Source organism: Bacillus sp. S14(2024) (assembly GCF_050473785.1).
In the GTDB taxonomy this organism is placed as follows: Bacteria; Bacillota; Bacilli; order Bacillales; family Bacillaceae_G; genus Bacillus_A; species Bacillus_A yunxiaonensis.
Genome location: NZ_JBFLUP010000006.1, coordinates 3,790,695 through 3,811,468, shown reverse-complemented (window position 1 = coordinate 3,811,468; position 20,774 = coordinate 3,790,695). Strand labels below are relative to the sequence as shown.

Below are 20,774 nucleotides of genomic sequence, written 5' to 3'. Positions count from 1 at the left end.
TATGAAAGGAGCATCTTATGAAAAGACTGTCATTTTTGGATCGATACTTAACCCTTTGGATTTTTCTCGCCATGGCTCTAGGAATCGGGATAGGGATACTATTTCCTCAAATTACGAGTAGCATAAATAGTTTACAAGTAGGTACAACATCTATCCCACTAGCAATAGGTTTAATTTTGATGATGTATCCCCCATTAGCAAAGGTTCGTTATGAAGAAATGGGGAGAGTATTTAAAGATGTAAAAGTATTAGTATTATCACTAGTTCAAAACTGGATAATTGGGCCCGTCCTAATGTTTGCTTTAGCTATAATATTTTTACCCGATAAACCAGAATATATGGTGGGCTTAATTATGATTGGTTTGGCTCGCTGTATTGCAATGGTTATTGTTTGGAATGACCTAGCAAAGGGAGATACTGAGTATGCTGCAGGTTTAGTAGCTTTTAACTCCATATTTCAAATGTTATTTTTCTCCGTGTATGCGTATGTGTTTGTAACAGTAATTCCCGAATGGTTAGGAATTGAAGGAGCTATTGTTGATATTACAATGGCAGAGGTTGCGAAATCAGTGTTTATATACTTGGGAATACCGTTTATTGCTGGGATGTTAACTCGTTTAATCTTAGTAAAAACAAAGGGTCGTCTATGGTATGAAAAAGTATTCATTCCAAAGATTAGTCCAATTACTTTAATCGCATTATTATTTACAATTATTGTGATGTTCTCTTTAAAAGGAGAGGTTATTGTAAGTGTACCACTTGATGTTATACGTATTGCGATTCCATTACTCATTTATTTCGTAATTATGTTTTTTGTTTCTTTCTTTATGGGCAAAAAAATTGGTGCAAGTTATGGAGTAACAACAACATTAGCATTTACAGCAGGAAGTAACAATTTTGAATTAGCGATTGCTGTTGCAGTAGGTGTATTTGGAATTCAGTCAGGCGCAGCGTTTGCAGCAGTTATTGGACCGTTAGTAGAAGTTCCGGTTATGATTGCACTTGTTAATGTAGCACTTTGGTTCCAACGTAAGTACTTTCAGATACAACAAAGATAAGCATTCATAGAATAGGTGGAATTAAAATGGATAACAAAAAAACGATTTACTTTTTGTGCACTGGAAACTCTTGCCGTAGTCAAATGGCTGAAGCTTGGGGTAAAAAATATTTAGGAAATAAATGGAACGTGCTGTCAGCTGGTATTGAAGCGCATGGTGTAAATCCAAACGCTATTAAAGCAATGAAAGAGATAGATATTGATATTACAAATCAAACATCTGATACTATTGATCCGGAAATTTTAAATACTGCTGACCTTGTTGTAACACTTTGTGGTCATGCGAATGATGTTTGTCCAACAACGCCTCCACATGTAAAAAGAGTTCATTGGGGATTTGATGATCCTGCGGGGCAAGAGTGGTCTGTATTCCAAAGAGTACGCGATGAGATTGGTACACGTATTAAGAGATTTGCTGAAACAGGAGAATAATATCAATAAGAGACCGTTAATACATGTAGAGCCAGTGTATTAACGGTCTTTCTTTATTTTCTGTTCTATAAAAACTGTTTCCTAAATCATGAATGTGTAGTTAATAATTATATAATGTGCTAAAAAGGAGTGCTGGACTCCCATATTAAACATAATATCCGTTTTTTAATGCAGTGTATTTAAATTAAAGTGATATAAAAGGAACTGTTGAATAGCAATAAAGTTACTCTACTAAAGGGCCAGATTGTGGAAGACGATGATAATATTTTGTTTGAATATGAAGTATTACACTTAAACTAATGGTGCAGTTTAATTGGAGAAGAATGGATTCCAGAAGATCGCTATTAGAGTCAATTTTTTTTCTTTGTCACTGTTTCAGATAAAGGAGCTACTATTTGAAACATGTTGGAACCCTATTTATAGTGATAATATTTTATGAATTGGAAAACAATAGTGCTTACTTAGGAAAGGAAGGATTGCGAATGTCTGTGAAAAAGTGGTTAACTGGATTGGTCGTTTTGCTTGCGATGATTTTGGTTGTGACAACTCCGGGCTCACTCAGTGTATTTGCCGAATCCGGGGTCGTAACACAGCCTATTGAGTCAGTGAAAGTGATTGAGGTCGAGTTGAACGATGATTACTTTAATCCGAATGTCATCACTATTCCGATTGGAAGAACGACAACGTTGATATTGAAAAACCAAGGTAAGAAAGAGCACACCTTCACAGTGGAAAAGCTCAGAATTGACGCCGTAGTCCAGCCGGGAAAAGAAACAACCATTACCGTGAAACCTCAAGATCCCGGTACATATGAACTGATATGTCGGTACCATTTCCAGAAAGGAATGGATGGAAAAGTAATAGTCAAATAACAAGCAGGGCCAATAGGGCCTTGCTTGTTTAATAAGCAGCTATCCAAATAAAAAAGTTGTTTTATATGAATTTGACAAAATTGTGGCAATAATTCTTTGAGAGGAAACGAGTCTCTTCTTAATTATATATGGCGTAATATGACCATCTCTTTAATAATAGTTATTATTGTTTATTGATAAAATTATGAAAATGTGTACAATTTTGTTTTTTTTTGTATTTTATTTATATACTTACAAAGTAATTATATAACGGTTTTCCCTTTTTTTGTTAATTTAAATATCAAACTGGATGAGCCGTAAATTATACTAGGAGGAAAAGTCATGTATGCAGAAATTATTGAAAATAGGCTCGAATCTTTAAAAGAAAGCGGACAATATCGAGAATTTGTCACAATTAATCGGATACGGGGCCAATATCCTTTAGCACAATTGAATGGTCAGAAAGATGCAGAGCCAGTTGTCGTTTGGTGCAGCAATGACTATCTAGGAATGTCTCAGCACCCAGTAGTTACTGAAGCAATGTACGATGCAATTCGAGCATTTGGTGCTGGTTCAGGCGGATCTCGAAATATAGGTGGTACACATTATCATTACGCTGCACTTGAATCTTCACTTGCGGAATGGCATGGTAAAGAAGCCGCACTAGTTTTTCCTACAGGATATGGATCGAATGATGCAACATTACAATGTTTACTTCGTTTATTTCCAAATTGCATAGTATTTTCTGATGAACGAAACCATGCTTCAATTATCAATGGTATACGTAGCACTCAAGCCGAACGAGCGATATTTAAACATAATGATGTTGACCATTTAGAAGAGTTACTTGCAGCTCAACCACATGATCGAGCAAAAATTATTGTATTTGAGTCAGTATACTCAATGGATGGCGATATCTCACCAATTCAGAAGATTGCGAATCTGGCAGATAAATATAATGCTTTAACATTTCTTGATGAAGTACATGCAATCGGTATGTATGGTCCTCGCGGAGCAGGAATAGCTGCTAAACTAGGTCTTGTGGATCAATTGGACTTTATTCAAGGAACAATGGCAAAAGGTATTGGAGTAATCGGGGGATACATTGCAGCTTCAGCATTACTAATTGACGCTGTTCGTTCTTTTGCATCCGGTTTTATTTTTACTACATCTTTACCACCAGCTGTTGTTGCGGCCTGTCATGCTAGCGTTGAACACTTAAAATCTTCAGATAACGAGCGAAATGTCCTGCACCAAAAGACTAGCATGTTAAGAGAAGCACTTGCTCAAGCAAATATTCCGATAATGGATTCAAGTGAAACACATATTCTTCCTGTACTAATTGGTGAGGCAAAAAAATGTAAAGCGGCTGCCCAGCGTCTACTTGAACAACATCACGTCTATCTGCAGCCTATTAATTCACCAACGGTTCCTGTCGGCACAGAACGCTTCCGGGTTAACGTTACACCGAATCACACTGAGGAACAGATAACGCAACTGGCTGTTGCATTAACAGAAGTTTTTAATTATTTTGATATTCCTTTTGCAAAGGAGAACGACGTGGTACATGTATGACAGCTTTTATGTATATCTTCTGCTTAATAGTTTGGGGATTAAACTTTATTGTAGTAAAAATACAAGGTACACCTGTAAGTCTTGAATTGTCATTGACCTATCGCTTGATGGGGGCTGCACTAATGTTTATTGTTCTCATGTGCGTGGTACGTCCAAATGGTAGGCCTTCTCGTAAAGATGTTTTCCCCCTTGTTACTTTTGGGGTATGTAACTTAGCCCTAAGCTACTTGTGTTTATACTACGCGACAATTTGGATTTCTGCCGCACTAGTAACGCTGCTGTTTTCACTGAAGACAGTTCTGACACCGATTGCACTTCGTATATTTCTAGGTGAGCGTCTTCATCCCCGAATTCTAATAGGGGGAATAGTCGGTATTACGGGTGTTTCTATATTGGTTTATCCATTACTAATAAAGAGCTCTAGTACAAGTGACTTAAAAGGAATAGGCCTTGCATTGATTGGAACTATACTTACAGCTATTGGTGATGCTGCTTCAGCTCAAAATGCACGTCGTGGTATTAATGCAGTTTATTCGAATAGTGTTGGCTTTGTTGTGGCTTCAATACTTTTACTTGCTATTTGTGTTTTTCAAGGACAGAACTTTACACTACCAACGTCAGTTTCTTATCTTGGGGCTTTGGCATTTTTAACTGTATTTGCTTCCTTTGGAGCATGGATGTTCTACCTCAAGCTAGTAGAACGAATCGGTGCATCAGTCAGTAGTTATATGGTGGCACTTTTTCCTGCAATAGGTGGTGTCGCCTCTGTTGCGATTGGAGACTCTACACCTACTCTCTATTTACTGTTCGGATGTTTATTTAGTTGCACTGGAGCAGCAATTGCACTAGGATTTCGCTTACCACATAGGAATCGGAATGTTATGAAAAATGAAAGCCCATGGAATTAAAAAATTCCCATGGGCTTTATTTATAAAATATAATGCTGTTTTCTTCTATTGTGAACAGATCTTCAAGATTTCTAGTGTAATTGTAAATAAGGCGTAACTATCTAGTAGATTGCATTCTCTATTTATTGATTTTTTAAATAAACATGATTGTTCATCTTTAATACTGATAAATAAATCAATACACCTTTTTATTAAAAATTATTGTTAAAAATATCAAAAAAACCTTTAAATTGGATACAAATCCTGATAAGAGGATGGATTGTTTATTATAGTCATTATTTTCGTTAACTTTTAGTTATGAAATATGTGTAGCTTTGAAATTAAGTCGTACCGTTTATAAAAAAGATGAACCGTTTTTAAAAAAGTTGCGATGTTTTGGAGAAAGTTTAACTGTTTTAATGGTGTGAAAACAAATTAAATACAGTGATATCAGCTTTTATGTGAAATTTTGATTAAACTTTCTTAAAAAAGTAAGTTACTAAAAATAACGGATGATTCTTATTTTGATCAAACTTTATTTAAAATAACAACTGACCATATATCAAATTTTTAGTGGCTGCGAGATTGCTTTTAATTGAACTTTATTTCAAACCAACAATATGTTCTTAATACAAAAACATCTTATTAATACATCCCTACTACTAATATTAAGGAGAATGAGTAATCATGAAATATAAATCAGTATTTGATATTATTGGTCCTATTACTATTGGAACACCTAGTGCTTATGGAGTAGAAGCAACAAAGATAGGACATATTGTTCGTCAGCTATTTTTAAAAGACCCAGAAAAAATTGAAATTTCTTTATATGGAGCATTCAAAAAAATTAATTGCACTGTTGGAGCCGATGTAGCAATTGTTGGTGGTATTTTAGGCTTTGAAATGGAGGACTCACTATTCTCTAATGCACTTACAATTGCAACAGAAAGAGGAATTACAATTAATTGTATAGAAGAGATTGCAAAACCGTCTTATCCCAATACAGTAAAGATTACTTTATACAAAGGTGAAGATAAAATTGAGATGATTGCTTGTTCGGTTGGTTGGGGAAAAATCAAAATTATTGAGATTAACGGTTTTGATTTGAAGTTAAATGAAACAAGATCAGCTCTTCTTATTATGAACAATGATCATTTTGGTACAATTTCGTCTGTAACTTCTATATTATCAAGACGTAAAATTAATATTAATATGATACGTGTATCGCGAAAAGAGGAAGGACAAATATCTCTATTGGTAATTGAAACTGAGGAACTATTAAATCATGAAATAATCGAGGAGATTAAAGGATCATCAAAGATTTATCAAACACTAGTCTTAGATTAAACGGTTTTAGTGCAAGGAATCTATAAAACTGGAGGAAGGTTCTGGTGCAAAGTTTCTTCACATACAAAACGGCTGAGATGATTGCTGCTAAATGTTATGCAACCATTATTAACTTTTTTAATTCTTTATACGCAGAAAAAAGCACAGTCTGTTTGAAGGCTGTGCTTTTATTGTGCGCCTAGTATGCGTCTATTCTCTAGGGTTCAAGCACCGAATCGTGAAGGCAGTACGATACCCCCGCCTCAAAGTTAAGCGAAAGCAAAGAAGTTAGGTGGGGGATGAAGAAAATCTCTACTGATAAAAGACTTTGGGTGAGGGTGTCGAAAGAATGAAGTTAATTATTCCAAAGCAGCATGGAGCATGGGGAATGTTGCTGATTCCATTTGTATTGGGTGTTTTAATTGGGAAAGGGACATGGTATCATATACCGCTCTTTTTTGCATGGTTGTTTGTGTACTTAGCTACGTATCCTTTATTGATGTACGTAAAACAGCCACGAAAGAAGTATTATTTACATTCTTTCTTTATTTATTTAAGCGTGGTTTGTGTGTGTACAATCATTGCTCTTACATATGAATGGCGTATTGTGTGCTTTTCCATTATTATGCTCCCATGTTTTTTCATCAATATTTACTTTTCTCGCCAAAAAAACGAACGAGCTCTACTAAATGACACGTGTGCGATTATTTTGTTTTGTATAGGAGGAATCATTAGTTATTATTTCACAATGAAAACAGTTGATGAGAAGATATTGGTTGTTGCCACTATATCATTTTTGTATTTTATGGGAAGTACGTTTTATGTGAAGACGATGATTCGTGAAAAAAAGAATCCAACGTATCGTTTTGTTTCATGGGGGTATCATTCTTTACTTGTGATTGCGACCTTCATTGTATCACCGTGGTTTACCATTGCCTTTATACCAAGTTTGCTACGATCCATAATACTTTATGGTAGAAATATTTCAATTCTAAAAGTAGGTATTTTGGAAAGTATCAATTCTATTTACTTTTTTGTTTCGGTAGTATTGTTAGCTAAAGCATTACTGTAATAGCTTGTTCATCGAATGGGCCGGCTTTAGTTCAAAATAAATATGTCATGAAAAATACTTTAGTAAAGAAAAATTTTCATTTACTAAAGTATTTTTTTATTTGTGTTTGCAAAATGTGATTCAAGTCCTCTTTTTATCTTAGGGAAATTTTTATCATACATTTGTTGTTAAGAGGTAACAATCAGGAGGAATTAAAAAATATGAAAATAGAAATGAAGCTAACTTCTATTTTCATGGATTAAAATTCCCTTAACAGCCCCTTACAAACCCTTACCAAGCTCCTTGCAAGTAATAAATCATTACAAAAACAAAATAAAAAACAACTACTACAAGAATCATTTCAAAAGAAATAACATCATAGTAATTAAAAAAAATTTAAAATCAATTACCAAATTTCCTTTCTCATCCTTATATCTATAAAAGAAGCGGCAATTTCACATTTGCAGTAAAGATGGGAGGAATACACATGGCAGTATACCGGAATGTACAGGTGAATTTTTGGCAGGATGATTTTGTATTGGACTTAACGCCGGAAGAGCGATACTTTTACATATACTTGCTGACATGCTCTAAAACGACGCAATGCGGTATTTATCCATTGCCGAAGCGTTTAGCGGAGATGGAAACAGGCTACAACAGAGAGACTGTTGATAAATTGGTTCAGCGGTTTATTGATTATGGAAAGATATTATATGATGCAAAAACGAAGGAGTTATTTATCCTGAATTGGCTGCGCTATAACCCAGTTACGAGCACGAACGTTGAGAAATGTGTATTGCGTGAGTTGAAGACTGTGAAAAGTAAAAAGTTTGTGCATATGTTTCTTCAAAAATGCTTGGAGGAAGAGCTAAGCATTCCGCTATTGCTGGAGCATTTCAGCGAAGAGTCTCAGGATGTTCCAAAAGATGATGCCGAAAGCTGTGAAGCAGATGAAAAAATAGATTCAGACGGCAATGTATTCACGTTTTATGAACAAAACTTTGGCAGTTTGTCGCCATATACCGCAGAGGAACTACAAGCGTGGATTGATGATCTATCAGAGGAGCTTGTACTCAAAGCACTCCAAATTGCCCATGAAAATAACAAGCGGGCGCTTGCTTATGTGAAAGGTATTTTACGAGATTGGCACGGAAAGGGATATACGAAACTTAGTGAAGTAGAGGAAGCGGCAGTGAAGTTTCGGAAGAAGGAATCGTCTGCTATTCATGAGACTGAGAAGTTTCTAGAGGAGTGTGAAGAGTGGGAGAAAAACGTACCATCTGAAGAAGAACTGCAGAAGTTCTTGCAGGAGAAGGGGTGGCGTCCATGAGCATTCAAAACGTCGAGGCTGAACAGACCGTATTAGGGTCTTTGCTGCTTGATGGTGAATTGATTAAGGAGTGCCGACTGACGGAGCAGCACTTCTCTATGGCTGTGCATCAAGCGATATTCAAGTTGATACGGCAAATAGAGGAAGACGGACAGCCGCTTGATCTTGTTACGCTTGTTTCGAAAATGGATCCTTCTTTTTTGGAGCAAATTGGCGGGATTGAGTATTTTGTCAATATCATCGAGAGTGTTCCGAATACTGCTAATTTCTCCTATTATGAGGGGCTTGTTCGGAGCGCATGGAAAATGCATCATGCGGGAATCATGGCGCAAAACATGAGTGCACGTCTTCTTGCGGAGAAGGATGAGAAAGTAATTGGAGAGACGATTACGGCACTTTGTGAACTGGAAGAGGTCGATTATACACTCGATTTTGATCTGAAGGATACTTTAGTTGGCTTGTATGAAGAGTTCCATCAGGACGCAGAAGAGCTCATAGGCATTGAGACTGGATTTTCCTCTTTAAACAAGATGACGTGCGGCTTGCAGGAAGGTGAATTTGTTGTAATTGGTGCACGGCCTTCCATAGGAAAAACAGCGTTCGCTTTAAATATTGCGCTTCATGCGGCGAAATCGGGTACGGCAGTTGGGTTGTTTTCCTTGGAGATGAGTGATAAACAACTGCTGAAACGGATGGTTTCCTGCATCGGAGAAGTATCAGGAAAAAGGCTGAAAAATCCGAAGCATCGTTTTACGATCGAAGACTGGGAGAAAACAAGCCGGGCGTTTGCGGAAATTGGCGATCTGCCGCTTGAAATTTATGATAAGGCAGGCGTCACAACGCAGGAGATTTGGGTGCAAGTGCGAAAGCTGAAACGAAAGCATCCAGATCAAAAGCTGCTCGTTATTATTGATTATTTACAGCTCATTACAGGCGATTTAAAACACAGGGGAAATAGGTTTCAAGAAATGAGTGAAATCTCCCGCAAGCTGAAGCTGATGGCCCGTGATTTAAATGTGTGCGTCGTAGCACTGTCGCAACTGTCCCGTGCGGTGGAGTCGCGTCAAGATAAACGTCCGCTCTTATCTGACTTACGGGAAACAGGGCAGATTGAGCAAGATGCCGATGTGATTATGCTCATGTACCGAGAGGATTATTATGATCAGGAGACAGAGAACAAGGATGTTACAGAAATTCATGTAGCGAAACATCGGAACGGGCCTATTGGGGTTGTGAAGCTGCGGTTTTTGAAGGAGTATGGGCGGTTTGTGGAGGGGATTCTTTAGAAACAATTCTAGTTTATCAGAGATTAATCAAAATGCTATTTAATCACATTTTGATCAGTGTTTTTACATATGGCGGTTTTGTTTCTAAGTTAATTTCTGCATTTTATATAATTTACAAATCATATAAAGTAAAGGAAACCAGTCTTAGGATCTATTAAAAAGTAATAATTATTATGATGGATAAAAAGAGAGGAGAGGGGTTGTAAATGACTGTAGTGAAGAATGGAATATTGCAAGTGCATGAAGCGAGTATCTACTATGAAGTACGTGGAAAGGGACCTGTACTTCTTTTCATTCATGGAGGAGGTGGTGATGCTGATAAGTTTCTGAAGGTTGCAAACCACCTTGCTGACCGGTATACCGTTGTTACCTATGACCGCCGCGGCCATTCCCGTAGCGATCTCGCTAATCGAACTGAGGATTATTGTGTAGAAACACACAGCAACGACGCTCACCGCCTAATAGCCGAACTTACTGATGAACCGGTGTACGTGTTCGGAAGCAGCTCCGGTGCTGTCATCGGAATTGATCTATGCATACATCATCCAGAACAGATTAAGTTACTGATACCACACGAACCAATCTTACTGCAATTTTTATTTGGAAATGAGTTAAAACAAGCTGAGCAATTCATGGAAAATCTTAAGAAAAATCATCGAAGTGAGGTCATTAAATTATTGTCAAATTTGGAAATGGACGCTATGGAGCCTGGACAATCGAAAGATATACTAGCAGAGCGTCTTCTTGGGAATTCAACGTATTTCGTTAAGCATGAAATCCCAGGAATTCTTAACTATTCGTTAGATATCGATGGATTGAAGTGCGCATTAAAGTCTTCATCGATGCAGATACTTCCAGCTGCAGGGAGTGCATCACGAGATTTTTTTGCTTACCACTGCACAGTCGCATTAACGGAACAACTAAGAACAGAAGTTATGGAGTTTCCTGGACATCATGTGGGCTATAACACAATGCATTATAAAGAGTTTGCGGAGAAGTTACACAACATTTTAGTAAATTATTAGAAGAGGGTGTAGTTAAGAACAGAAAAATTATGTATTAAGTATTGCTTCACATTAAAGATGTTTCATTACAAATAAATTCGCTATATTTACAGTACTGTTGTTTAAAATCGCTAACTACCTTGTTCCATTTAAACTATTAACTATACTAAGTACAATGTTAGTAGGTGTTCTTTATTCAATTCAAGCCGCATTCTCCTATTGGGAATACGGCTTAAAAATAGATATCTTCTTAGTATAGTTTCATTAAAATAAACCCTTATAAATTTAAATATTATTGAATAGGAGAACGGCAAGTTCCTACTTTTATACCTAAAGAATTATAGTGATTTTTTATGTTTATAATTGGTTGATGACGTGTAACTTCATCAATTAAATGATTTATTTTTCGAAGATTAACTGGCTTATTCATTAATAAGTCGTTAAAAGTTTGCTTAATTTCTTTTGGATAAACATTTCCTACCATACTAGAAAGTCCGTTACAGCCATCAATCATCTTTGTTGTGAAGTTTATGTCTCCGCCAGCAAACATAATGAAATCATCAGGTAAATTTGTGTTACTATGACGTTTGACATCGCTCTCTTCTTTAAGTCCTACAAGATTAGAATGTTTTTGACCAACAAGGGTCTTAAATGATTCAGCATCTAAATCAAATCCTGTTCGGAAAGGATTATTATAAAGTACAACGTTTTTCGTTGTATGTTCCAGCAACTCATTTATATAGAGAATCGCTTGCTGTTGTGTCGGTTGGATATAAGGTGGGAATTGAATTAGAATTGAATTAAAAACGGAATTTTCAATCTTATTAATGAGTTTTAATGCATCTCTTGTTCTTGTGGCCGATACACCAAACATAAGTTCAACATGATTAAAATTTTGTTTGTTAAAATAATCAATGATTTCCATCCGTTCTTCAATACTCATTGAATTTTGCTCACCTGTAGTACCAGATACAAGTAATGACTCTATTCCGTTATCTGTTAAATATTCAACAATTGAATTAAAGCCTTCTAGATATAAACTTTCATCATCATGAAAGGGAGTAGGAATAGCAACATTTAAATTTTTCATCAATGATATCCTCCAGTATTCATATACATTTCAAAAACTAAATTGGATATAAGCGTAAATATTTAAGTCGTTTACACAATATCCAAAAAGTATAATGAGAACAAAATTTTATATGTTAGGTTATATTTGAATTTATCTTTACTTATTTTTATCTTGCTTTACTATATGTCGCGGCGAGGTACCTACTGGCTCTTCTAAAAACCATGTGCCCATTGAAGTGAGAACCGGTACATCCTGAAAAGTAAAGAAAATGGCATCCTCTGTTTCTGAAGTGTTGCAATGTTCATGGGAGGACCAAGGAGGAGCTAGGAATAAATCACCCTTTTCCCATTCAATCGTCTCACCATCTACAATACTAAATCCTTTGCCCTGAAATACGAAATTGAGGGCTACATTCGTATGGCGGTGGGGCTTATTGTGCTCACCAGGTTTGAAAATTTGTACGACCACATTCATTGTTGATGATGTTCCATACGCATCTCCTGTATCTTTATGAATGAGTGATAGTGTTCCACGTCCAGCTTCAAGAAAGTCCTCCGATACTGATTCCTTAAGTAAAGGATAAATGTCTTTCCATTTCCAAGAACATGCTCTGATTGCAGGCTTCCTGCTTTTTTTCAAAAACTCACTGTAGTTAATAATATCTGTTGTCTGATTACTCACTTTGTTTTCCTCCTCAAATTTTTAATCTAACTCATTCCTACTAAAACTTAAAAATTGAAAGGTTGCCCGCTCATTAAATAAAGGAATTTAGCAAGCGGGGCTTTGATTTAATTAAAAGTTTAAAATAGTTCAATTGATAGTACAATTCAATTATTTATATAATAATGATAGGTATAGCCTATGATTTGATCCCTATACATATAGATCGTTAGGTTATATATAAATAAACCTTCTCACGATTTTAACTATTATCATTTAGATTGGAGGCCTTGAAATGGAATTAAGACAGCTTGAATATTTTTATGCAGTATGCCAAGAACTTCACTTTACAAGAGCTGCAGAAAAGGTTGGTATTTCTCAACCTTCTTTAAGCCAACAAATTCGGTTGTTGGAACATGAACTTGGAACACCTTTATTTGATCGAATTGGTAAAAAGACTGCCCTTACAGAGTCAGGAAAACTACTTTTAAAGTATACTAGCAATATTTTTTACGAATTAGAACAAGCAAAAACTTCAATAAATGAATTGAATGGGCTTGAAAGAGGAACGATTTCTATCGGGACATTGTTAACAGTTGAAAATTATCTAATTCCACCGGTCTTACTTCATTTTCATCGTCTATACCCTGGTATTAAGATAACTGTACTTGGGCTGCGTACGGGGGACATTCAAAAACACTTGTTAGAAAATAAGTTAGATTTAGGAATTGTTTTTTTGCCTATGAAAGGAGATGAATTAGAACAAATTTCTTTATATACAGAGGAAATGGCGTTTGCGGTACCTATTGGACATCCGTTAGAGAAACGAGATATGTTAGGATTAGAAGCATTACAAACAACATCTTCTATTCTACTTCCAGAAAACTATTTTATAAGACAACTTATTAATAAAGGTTGTAAGGAATTAGGTTTCATCCCCGAACCAGTCTTTGAAATTACGACGATGGAATCTTTAATTAATATGGTTATTGAAGGAGTAGGGGTAACGATATTACCTAAACCATACTTAGAGTATCTTAACAATCCTAATATAAAAATTCTTCCAATTTCGAATTCTAATCTTACTCGGGAAATAGGAATTGTCTATAGAAAAGATAAATATTTATGTGCTGCTACACATATTTTTATTAATCAGCTAAAGGATGCATCGCTTACATTATAGGACTCATGAAAATAGGTAATACACTCTCTTACGTGACCACATGCCCATCAATTTAAGAACTCATAATACCCAAAATCGAAATCTTATTTCACTACTTCATAAGCAATTTGTGGATTTGAAATAAAGTTTGATCAAAGTGATATTACTATTCTTTAAAAGTTACCCAAAAAGAAAGAGCCTGTTTGAAAAAAATGAATCAGAACAGGCTCTTTCTTTTATCTAAATTCAACTGATGCTGGGAAATATCATCTTAAGTTTATCGCCACTCAACAATCTCATCGAGACTTTGTCTTGTTTTTGGACGTTTGGGATCTTCTTGTCGATATCCGAAGGCGACCATACAGGATACACCGAAATCGTTGCCGTTAATGATACCCTCATCTTGTAAAATAGCGGTCACCTGTTTTTTATCAAAACCTTCGATTGGACAGGAATCAATACCGATTTGAGCCGCCGCTGTCATCATGTTTCCCAATGCTATATATGTTTGTTTGCTTGCCCATTCAAAAATGAGCCGATCATTATCTTCGAGTGCTGTTTCGACAAAGGATTTATAGAAACCGGAAAGATGCTGCACAACGTCTTCAGGCATATGATGAATGTCTTTCATCATTTTCATCACGTAAGCCGAATCATGCCTTAAGTCTTGTCTGGCCAATATAACTACAAAATGGCTGGCAGTAGGCAGTTGTCCTTGGGCACCGCCAGATACAGGCTTTAATTTTTCACGAAGCGTTGCATCCTGGATTACGACAAACTTCCAAGGTTCGAGGCCAACTGAACTTGGCGACAATCTTCCCGTCTCTAAAATAAAGTGAAAATCTTCATCCGAAATCTTTTTGTTGATATCAAATACCTTGCAAGCATGTCTGAACTGGTAAGCTTTTAAAATTTCCTGTTTTTTACTCTCCGCTCTTATCATGTGAAATCAACCTTTCTTTCTGTTTTTTGGTGAACAGATTTTTCGGAAAATCAACGGATCTGTATGTACACTGTTTGCTAACAGATCTGTTGATAGCATAACCGATTTTTAGGAAATCTTCCATTAAACACCTTTTTTGTTGGCTAGCTTCTTATACGAAACCGTCCTCGTTAGTTGATAAAGAAGGTAACTTTTTTATGGGGTTCCGTCCCATCGCTATCAAGTTAAGAAATCCATTCTTCCCCAAAATAAAAAAATGAACTACATTTCTATGGACAACTAGGAAAGGATGAAATTTTCGTTTTGGGGATAATTCAAAATCTTAGGTTGACGGGCATGTGGCGGGATTCCAAGAATACTACGTTCAAATCCAAGGTAAAGGTGAGATCAAAGATAATAAACGTGTCTATACTTTATCTACTTATGATAAAGATGGAGACGAAAAGAAAACAGATATACCATACACTTACATACAAAGCTTTAATTAGTAACATACCGCTAGAAGAAAAAAATGTATACGTAGTGGACCTGTTGAAACAAAAAGAATTATGAAAAAATGAATATCGTGAAGGAAATGCTTTTGATGAAATTTTAAGGTTTATTTATATAAGTTATGTTTTGCTTTTGAAAATAAGAAAAGGGACGAAAAACAGGAGGAATTTTTCATGACGGATTGGTTTCAATTAGATAAAGAATACATTATGTCTACGTATTGTCGTACGAATATTGCGATGGAAAGAGGAGAAGGTTGTAAACTGTATGATGTGAACGGTAAAGAATATTTAGATCTATTTTCCGGTGTAGGTGTGAATTTATTAGGCTACAATCACCCTAACATTGTGAAAACTACATTAGAACAAGTTACGAAATGCTTGCATCTTCCATTCCATTTTTTAAATCCAGTGGCGATTGAATATGCAAAGAAATTAGTTGATTATACTTTGCAAAATGGTAAGGTCTTCTACACAAACTCAGGCACTGAAGCGACAGAAGCAACACTGAAATTAATTGACAAATATAGATCTATAACAAACGAAGAACGTGAAGGAGTAGTTGTACTGAAAGGTAGTTTCCACGGGCGTACATTAGGAGCTCTTCACTTTACAAGACAAGAAAGTATATATCAAAATTTCCCGAAAACATCTATTCCTGTATATGAAGTGGAACGAGAAAATTTAGAAGAACTAGAAAGAACGATTATTAATGAGAATCCCATTGCAATTATGCTAGAGCCTGTACTGGGAAGTGGCGGGATATTTCCTTTATCGAGTGAATATTTAGAAGGGGTTCAGCTTCTATGTGAAAAATATAGTGTAATTCTAATTTTTGATGAAATACAAAGTGGTATGGGCAGAACAGGAAAATTATTTGCATATCAAAACTTCAATATTACACCAGACATTATTCAATTTGGTAAAGGGGCAGGAGGCGGGATACCGCTAGGAGGAATCATTGTAGGTGAAAAGCTATGTGATGTATTTTCACCAGGAGATCATGGAACAACATTTGCTCATTCATCAATGGGAACGGCTTTAGGATTAACGGTATTAAAAACATTAATTGATGATGGTTTAATGCAGGAAGCTTATGAAACGTCACTATATTTAAATGACAAACTTCAAGAAATTCAGAAGGAGAATTCTTATTTTATTAAAGAGGTACGTCACTCTGGGATGATGTTTGGAATTAGTTTGAATGATACGAATGAAAACGTAAAGAAATTGCAGTTAGAGTTATTGAATAGAGGGATGTTAGTCGATGTCACCCAAGGGAAGATCATCCGCTTACTTCCACCGTATATTATTACGAAAGAAGAGATTGATACATTTGTTAATGAGTTTATTTCTTGTATTCATAGTTTAGCAGCTGTAGCAAGTATTTAATTTCCTGGCTTGATAGGCAGGCATCGGGAACCCACATAGATATTGTTGAACATAGGGCTAGATTATAAAAAAAGAAGATGGGTGTTGGAGAACCCTTAAAGGATAAGACATCCATCTTCCTTAAATATTATTGATAAAGTTGATCGCTATTTCCCACTATAGGATTTTGATAACTAGCCATATACTGTTGGATTTGGTCTGAATTTTCCGGAACAACTTGATACATTGATCCAATTTTGGAAATATCTCTTGGATCTGCATTTTCAACTGGATAATAACCTTTGGATGCCGTGTATTGCCACATATCATAGGCATGTGAACAGCTCATCATAAATGCTGTTTGACAGAACGAACGAATTTCAGGATTCACCATCTCCATTGCTGCCCACGCATATTCACGGCCGGCCCTTTTCAACGTTAAAAGATAGGCTGTGGCCATTTCGCGATCATTCATATTTTCTACCATGGTTCTAGGCTGAACAGCTGAGGCAGGAGGGACCATTTGCAAAGCTTTATCGGAGACTTGTCTGTTTTCACTTAACAATGGCAGTTCCTTTTTAGCTCCCTCCATTATTGGTAGTGACTTCTCACTAGGAAATCACACGCGGCTCATGAAACTGTATTATTTTTCTTGATATTCTAACTTGAAAAAGAAATCACGTTCTTTTATTACAATTACGATGGATAAAATAAGCAACAGAACTGTTTGTATGACTTTGCTCATGGGGTGTGTTGCAAACGCTTCGTTGAAAAAACCAGCCGTAATATGAAAAACGATGGCAACAATAATATTCCGTCCTGTTTTATTACATATGCTTTCCAAGAACTACTCTTATTTTCTGTATAAAAATTGAATAACTACTATTTAGTCTAATACTTTATTTTAGGACCATTCATTGTCTATTTATGACATATACTAGTGAGTGTTAAAGGATAAAAGAAACATGCATTAGTAATAATACTGTTCAGTCTAAAACATGTTTTAAATTGAACAGTAATGTGTCTCTGATTTGGTTTGTTTTTTCGGTAAACGATTTAACCAAATTAACATACGCTTTTATGAGTAAGGCGCTAGTTCATAATTAACTCTATTTTTGATATTTTTTTTAAAATAAAAAACTATATCAAAATTTATTTTTAATAATGTTGTATTTTTCTTAAAGAAAGCACTTCTGCCATACTTTGACTATTAATAGAAGGGATGAGGTTTATGTTAAGCCATTTAACAACGGAGTGTCGTAATGAGAAGACTACGCATTTAGATCAGATGAAAACACTTGAGATATTAGAGGTGATGAACGAAGAAGACATAAAAGTTGCTCATTGTGTTAGACAAGAACTTCCTCAAATTGCAAAAGCAGTAGAAATGATTGTTACAGCAATGAAAAACAACGGTCGATTAATTTATATGGGTGCTGGCACAAGCGGACGTATCGGTTTATTAGATTCCGTAGAATGTCCGCCAACATTTAATACTGCACCTAGTGATGTAATTGGACTAATTGCAGGCGGCGAAACTGCTTTTATGAAAGCGGTTGAAGGAGCCGAAGACAGTTTGGAATTAGGACCTGAAGATTTGAAGAGAATTCAACTAACAGCGAAAGATGTTGTAGTAGGAATTGCCGCCAGTGGCCGAACACCTTATGTGATCGCAGGTTTGAAGTATGCGAATCAAGCCGGGGCAGGAACAGTATCATTAAGCTGTAATAAAGATTCAGAAATAGGAAAAATTGCAAAGGTTGCGATTGAAGTGGTAACGGGTCCTGAAGTACTGACTGGTTCTACTAGATTAAAAGCGGGTACTGCTCAAAAGTTAGTATGTAATATGCTTTCTACAGCTTCGATGGTTGGAATTGGAAAAGTTTATAGTAATTTAATGGTTGATTTACAATTAACAAATGAAAAGCTAGTCGAACGTGGAAAGCGAATTATTATGGATGCCACTGACTGTAGTTATGAAGTTGCAGAAGAATATTTAGAGAAAGCACATTCTCACCCTAAAGTAGCGATTATTATGATTTTAACGAATGCTTCATATGAAGAAGCAATAAATCGGTTGAAAAAAGCGCAGGGATTTGTAAGAAAAACTATTTAAAGCTTTTATTTATCCCGCTATTCTCGGGCAGTAAGCTCCCCACTGATGGGAGTTTCGCTTTATGAACGAGGAGGAAGCTACATGAGTTATATGATCGGCGTAGACGGTGGAGGCACGAAAACGGAAGCGACGGCTTATGATTTAAATGGAAAAAAAATAAGTGAAGGCAAAGCGGGTTACGGAAATTTACTTCTAAATGAAAAACAGGCCATTATTAACATTATTAGTGCAATTGAACAATGCTTAGTTTCTTTAAAAAGTGAAGAATGCCGATATATATACCTAGGGTTAGCTGGGTATGGAGGTGTTAAAAATACAAAAGGTATAAAAGATGCTCTTTATAAGAAGTTTCATATTCCGTTTACGATCGTAAATGATGGAATGATTGCACATGCTGCTTTATTAAAAGGAAAAGATGGTATTTTAACAATTTCAGGAACAGGTTCTGTTAGTATTGGCGTTCATAAAGGTATTGAAAAATTGGCAGGCGGCTGGGGACATATCCTTGGAGATGAAGGAAGTGGCTATTGGATTGCTATGCAGGCTTTTATGAACATGACGAAAGAAGAAGACGAAGGTCTCGTTTATAGTGAACTGACCAATGTAATACTCTCGAAACTTGGATATAGCAATGCACTAGAGATTAAAAAATTTATATATGCTGCATCAAAGGACGAAATTGCTGCATTTGTTCCAATTATTGCAGAGCTTGCTGAAGCTGGCGATCAATTTTCACAGAACATTCTTCGGCAAGCCGGTTATCATCTTGCAAAGATTACGCTCGATGTTTATAAAAAATTAAACTTCGAAAATCATATTACAGTAGCAATAAAAGGTAGCGTATTAACGAATATATCGATAGTACAAGATTCTTTTGTTGCTCATCTAAAAGAAAAACAGCCGGATATAACCCTGATTTTAGATGATGTATCTTCGACATTAGGATGTTATTATTTATCTCTGAAGTATATAAATTGATTATCCATTCTTATGCAGATAACAGAGCTGAATAGTTATGTTAAACATAAAGGGATATTGGAATCAATAACGAAATGTCTAAATGAGAAACGATGGCGTATTTTGTTGGGTATTAAAAAGGCCGATTCATCCATGTTTAGGTTAATCAGCCTTTATATATGTAATGGGCTTAACGTATCCACTCTTCAAGAATTATTAGTGTTTTATTCGTCGCATCCATCTCTACTTTCATACCAATTGGAACGGTTAACATCGGGTGAGTGTGGCAGCAATCGAATTCCGCAATAAAGGGTATGCTAAGGTCATCTAAAACTTCTAATAGAATCTCATATGGTTTTTTATTCGTGCCATTATCATCAAATTGTTCATGTTTCCCAAGGATTAAGCCAGAAATTTTATTAAAAACTCCATTGACTTTTAGTAATGAAAAACTCCTTTCAATCGTAGCAGCATCTTTTGACGTATCTTCGATAAAAAGGATATCTCCTTCTTTTATTTCTGGCATGTATTCGCTCCCCCAAATACCGCTTAATGTGTTTAAATTTCCTCCAATTAATCTACCTGTTGCTTTTCCGCTATTTACACAGACCCAATCATTTTTTCTAAGTTGTTTTTCCTTCGTTTTTTCTTCCCAATTGATGAATTCATCCGTCCAATAAGGGGGCTTTTTCATATGATATGGTAATGTTTGTTTCTCTTCTAACATGTCACTAAAATATTCGTATGTATAGTTAACAAATGGCTCAAATTCACCGAATGAAGGGATTAATGCCGGTCCATAAAATGTATGTATTCCAGTTTTTGCGTATATCCCAAGTAATATTGCGGTAACATCAGAATAACCTATCATTATTTTCGGGTTTTTCATAAATGCTTCATAATCAATATAAGGCAATATTGAATTAGAATTCATTCCACCAATAGTCGACATGATACACTTGATGTTCGGATTTCGTATTAACTCATTGAGTTCTTCAGCCCGTTCTTTAATGCTTCCAGACCGATAGTGATCATGTTTTCCAGTTAAATTTCCTTCTATTATATGAAACCCCTTGTTCTCCAAAAATTTTTTTGCTCGATCAAATCTTTTAGGTGCTGTATAAGTAGCTGGTGATGAAGGAGAATAAATCCCAATTAAATCTCCTTTTTGTAATTTGCTAAGTTTCATTGTTTTCTCTCTCC

At 35.8% G+C, this 20,774-nt stretch carries 20 protein-coding genes; 14 read left to right on the top strand and 6 right to left on the bottom strand.

The window, feature by feature from the left end; all coding sequences use genetic code 11:
* Window positions 1–17 precede the first annotated feature (17 nt).
* The 10 genes from arsB to AB1279_RS19310 all read left to right on the top strand — a co-directional run bounded on the left by arsB (window position 18) and on the right by AB1279_RS19310 (window position 10,820).
* Window positions 18–1,058 carry an ACR3 family arsenite efflux transporter gene (gene arsB, locus AB1279_RS19355; protein WP_429760468.1) on the top strand — a complete coding sequence of 347 codons (1,041 nt, stop codon included), beginning with the start codon at window positions 18–20 and terminating at the stop codon, window positions 1,056–1,058.
* A 26-nt stretch (window positions 1,059–1,084) separates the two neighbouring features.
* Window positions 1,085–1,489 (top strand): arsenate reductase (thioredoxin), encoded by a 405-nt coding sequence (arsC, locus tag AB1279_RS19350; RefSeq protein WP_429760467.1) that lies wholly within the window; start codon window positions 1,085–1,087, stop codon window positions 1,487–1,489.
* 482 nt (window positions 1,490–1,971) lie between these two features.
* Window positions 1,972–2,361: a cupredoxin domain-containing protein gene (locus tag AB1279_RS19345; RefSeq protein ID WP_429761487.1), complete on the top strand. Its 390-nt coding sequence runs from the start codon at window positions 1,972–1,974 to the stop codon at window positions 2,359–2,361.
* Window positions 2,362–2,682: 321 nt separating this feature from the next.
* Entirely contained in the window at window positions 2,683–3,915 is a 1,233-nt protein-coding gene (hemA, locus tag AB1279_RS19340) for a 5-aminolevulinate synthase (protein ID WP_429760465.1), read from the top strand.
* On the top strand, window positions 3,912–4,823 hold the full coding sequence (locus AB1279_RS19335) for a DMT family transporter (RefSeq protein ID WP_429760463.1): 912 nt from the start codon (window positions 3,912–3,914) through the stop codon (window positions 4,821–4,823). Before hemA ends, AB1279_RS19335 begins: the two co-directional genes overlap by 4 nt.
* 666 nt (window positions 4,824–5,489) lie before the next feature.
* Complete coding sequence (sdaAB, locus tag AB1279_RS19330) at window positions 5,490–6,149, top strand: L-serine ammonia-lyase, iron-sulfur-dependent subunit beta (RefSeq protein ID WP_429760461.1); 660 nt, start codon at window positions 5,490–5,492, stop codon at window positions 6,147–6,149.
* A 328-nt stretch (window positions 6,150–6,477) separates the two neighbouring features.
* Window positions 6,478–7,200 carry a YwiC-like family protein gene (locus AB1279_RS19325; protein WP_429760460.1) on the top strand — a complete coding sequence of 241 codons (723 nt, stop codon included), beginning with the start codon at window positions 6,478–6,480 and terminating at the stop codon, window positions 7,198–7,200.
* A gap of 466 nt (window positions 7,201–7,666) precedes the next feature.
* On the top strand, window positions 7,667–8,509 hold the full coding sequence (locus tag AB1279_RS19320) for a DnaD domain-containing protein (protein WP_429760458.1): 843 nt from the start codon (window positions 7,667–7,669) through the stop codon (window positions 8,507–8,509).
* Window positions 8,506–9,795: a replicative DNA helicase gene (gene dnaB / locus AB1279_RS19315; protein WP_429760456.1), complete on the top strand. Its 1,290-nt coding sequence runs from the start codon at window positions 8,506–8,508 to the stop codon at window positions 9,793–9,795. Before AB1279_RS19320 ends, dnaB begins: the two co-directional genes overlap by 4 nt.
* Before the next feature lie 206 nt (window positions 9,796–10,001).
* Window positions 10,002–10,820: an alpha/beta fold hydrolase gene (locus tag AB1279_RS19310; RefSeq protein WP_429760455.1), complete on the top strand. Its 819-nt coding sequence runs from the start codon at window positions 10,002–10,004 to the stop codon at window positions 10,818–10,820.
* A gap of 271 nt (window positions 10,821–11,091) precedes the next feature.
* Here the strand turns inward: AB1279_RS19310 and AB1279_RS19305 are convergent, their stop codons facing one another.
* Both AB1279_RS19305 and AB1279_RS19300 read right to left on the bottom strand, forming a co-directional pair.
* The gene (locus tag AB1279_RS19305) at window positions 11,092–11,889 is read right to left on the bottom strand and encodes a dihydrodipicolinate synthase family protein (protein ID WP_429760454.1); all 798 of its coding nucleotides are present in this window, start codon (window positions 11,887–11,889) and stop codon (window positions 11,092–11,094) included.
* 138 nt (window positions 11,890–12,027) lie between these two features.
* Entirely contained in the window at window positions 12,028–12,552 is a 525-nt protein-coding gene (locus tag AB1279_RS19300; RefSeq protein WP_429760453.1) for a cupin domain-containing protein, read from the bottom strand.
* Window positions 12,553–12,826: 274 nt separating this feature from the next.
* On the opposite strand from AB1279_RS19300, the gene AB1279_RS19295 reads away from it, so the two are divergent.
* Entirely contained in the window at window positions 12,827–13,714 is an 888-nt protein-coding gene (locus tag AB1279_RS19295) for a LysR family transcriptional regulator (RefSeq protein WP_429760452.1), read from the top strand.
* A gap of 256 nt (window positions 13,715–13,970) precedes the next feature.
* On the opposite strand, the gene AB1279_RS19290 is transcribed toward AB1279_RS19295, so the two are convergent.
* Window positions 13,971–14,636 (bottom strand): NAD(P)H-dependent oxidoreductase, encoded by a 666-nt coding sequence (locus tag AB1279_RS19290; RefSeq protein WP_429760450.1) that lies wholly within the window; start codon window positions 14,634–14,636, stop codon window positions 13,971–13,973.
* Window positions 14,637–15,301: 665 nt separating this feature from the next.
* Here AB1279_RS19290 and AB1279_RS19285 point away from each other — a divergent pair.
* On the top strand, window positions 15,302–16,519 hold the full coding sequence (locus AB1279_RS19285) for an aspartate aminotransferase family protein (RefSeq protein ID WP_429760448.1): 1,218 nt from the start codon (window positions 15,302–15,304) through the stop codon (window positions 16,517–16,519).
* Between the two features lie 127 nt (window positions 16,520–16,646).
* Here AB1279_RS19285 and AB1279_RS19280 read toward each other — a convergent pair whose 3' ends face one another.
* Window positions 16,647–17,090 (bottom strand): spore coat protein, encoded by a 444-nt coding sequence (locus tag AB1279_RS19280; protein ID WP_429760446.1) that lies wholly within the window; start codon window positions 17,088–17,090, stop codon window positions 16,647–16,649.
* A gap of 51 nt (window positions 17,091–17,141) precedes the next feature.
* Entirely contained in the window at window positions 17,142–17,342 is a 201-nt protein-coding gene (locus AB1279_RS19275) for a hypothetical protein (RefSeq protein ID WP_429760444.1), read from the bottom strand.
* Between the two features lie 387 nt (window positions 17,343–17,729).
* Between AB1279_RS19275 and murQ the strand changes: the two genes are divergently transcribed.
* A complete protein-coding gene (gene murQ / locus AB1279_RS19270; RefSeq protein ID WP_429760442.1) occupies window positions 17,730–18,614 on the top strand; it encodes an N-acetylmuramic acid 6-phosphate etherase in 885 nt (294 codons plus the stop codon).
* An 81-nt stretch (window positions 18,615–18,695) separates the two neighbouring features.
* A complete protein-coding gene (locus tag AB1279_RS19265; protein ID WP_429760440.1) occupies window positions 18,696–19,592 on the top strand; it encodes a BadF/BadG/BcrA/BcrD ATPase family protein in 897 nt (298 codons plus the stop codon).
* Between the two features lie 169 nt (window positions 19,593–19,761).
* On the opposite strand, the gene AB1279_RS19260 is transcribed toward AB1279_RS19265, so the two are convergent.
* Window positions 19,762–20,760 carry a S66 family peptidase gene (locus AB1279_RS19260; RefSeq protein ID WP_429760439.1) on the bottom strand — a complete coding sequence of 333 codons (999 nt, stop codon included), beginning with the start codon at window positions 20,758–20,760 and terminating at the stop codon, window positions 19,762–19,764.
* Between the last annotated feature and the right edge of the window lie 14 nt (window positions 20,761–20,774).

Excerpts from the sequence above, each read along its gene's own strand:
- AB1279_RS19345 (WP_429761487.1), top strand. The coding sequence starts at position 1,972 with ATGTCTGTGAAAAAGTGGTTAACTGGATTGGTCGTTTTGCTTGCGATG.
- AB1279_RS19265 (WP_429760440.1), top strand. The coding sequence starts at position 18,696 with ATGAGTTATATGATCGGCGTAGACGGTGGAGGCACGAAAACGGAAGCG.
- AB1279_RS19290 (WP_429760450.1), bottom strand. The coding sequence starts at position 14,636 with ATGATAAGAGCGGAGAGTAAAAAACAGGAAATTTTAAAAGCTTACCAG.
- arsC (WP_429760467.1), top strand. The coding sequence starts at position 1,085 with ATGGATAACAAAAAAACGATTTACTTTTTGTGCACTGGAAACTCTTGC.
- AB1279_RS19285 (WP_429760448.1), top strand. The coding sequence starts at position 15,302 with ATGACGGATTGGTTTCAATTAGATAAAGAATACATTATGTCTACGTAT.
- AB1279_RS19295 (WP_429760452.1), top strand. The coding sequence starts at position 12,827 with ATGGAATTAAGACAGCTTGAATATTTTTATGCAGTATGCCAAGAACTT.
- AB1279_RS19310 (WP_429760455.1), top strand. The coding sequence starts at position 10,002 with ATGACTGTAGTGAAGAATGGAATATTGCAAGTGCATGAAGCGAGTATC.
- AB1279_RS19335 (WP_429760463.1), top strand. The coding sequence starts at position 3,912 with ATGACAGCTTTTATGTATATCTTCTGCTTAATAGTTTGGGGATTAAAC.
- AB1279_RS19280 (WP_429760446.1), bottom strand. The coding sequence starts at position 17,090 with ATGGAGGGAGCTAAAAAGGAACTGCCATTGTTAAGTGAAAACAGACAA.
- dnaB (WP_429760456.1), top strand. The coding sequence starts at position 8,506 with ATGAGCATTCAAAACGTCGAGGCTGAACAGACCGTATTAGGGTCTTTG.
- sdaAB (WP_429760461.1), top strand. The coding sequence starts at position 5,490 with ATGAAATATAAATCAGTATTTGATATTATTGGTCCTATTACTATTGGA.
- AB1279_RS19320 (WP_429760458.1), top strand. The coding sequence starts at position 7,667 with ATGGCAGTATACCGGAATGTACAGGTGAATTTTTGGCAGGATGATTTT.
- murQ (WP_429760442.1), top strand. The coding sequence starts at position 17,730 with ATGTTAAGCCATTTAACAACGGAGTGTCGTAATGAGAAGACTACGCAT.
- hemA (WP_429760465.1), top strand. The coding sequence starts at position 2,683 with ATGTATGCAGAAATTATTGAAAATAGGCTCGAATCTTTAAAAGAAAGC.
- AB1279_RS19260 (WP_429760439.1), bottom strand. The coding sequence starts at position 20,760 with ATGAAACTTAGCAAATTACAAAAAGGAGATTTAATTGGGATTTATTCT.
- AB1279_RS19305 (WP_429760454.1), bottom strand. The coding sequence starts at position 11,889 with ATGAAAAATTTAAATGTTGCTATTCCTACTCCCTTTCATGATGATGAA.
- arsB (WP_429760468.1), top strand. The coding sequence starts at position 18 with ATGAAAAGACTGTCATTTTTGGATCGATACTTAACCCTTTGGATTTTT.
- AB1279_RS19325 (WP_429760460.1), top strand. The coding sequence starts at position 6,478 with ATGAAGTTAATTATTCCAAAGCAGCATGGAGCATGGGGAATGTTGCTG.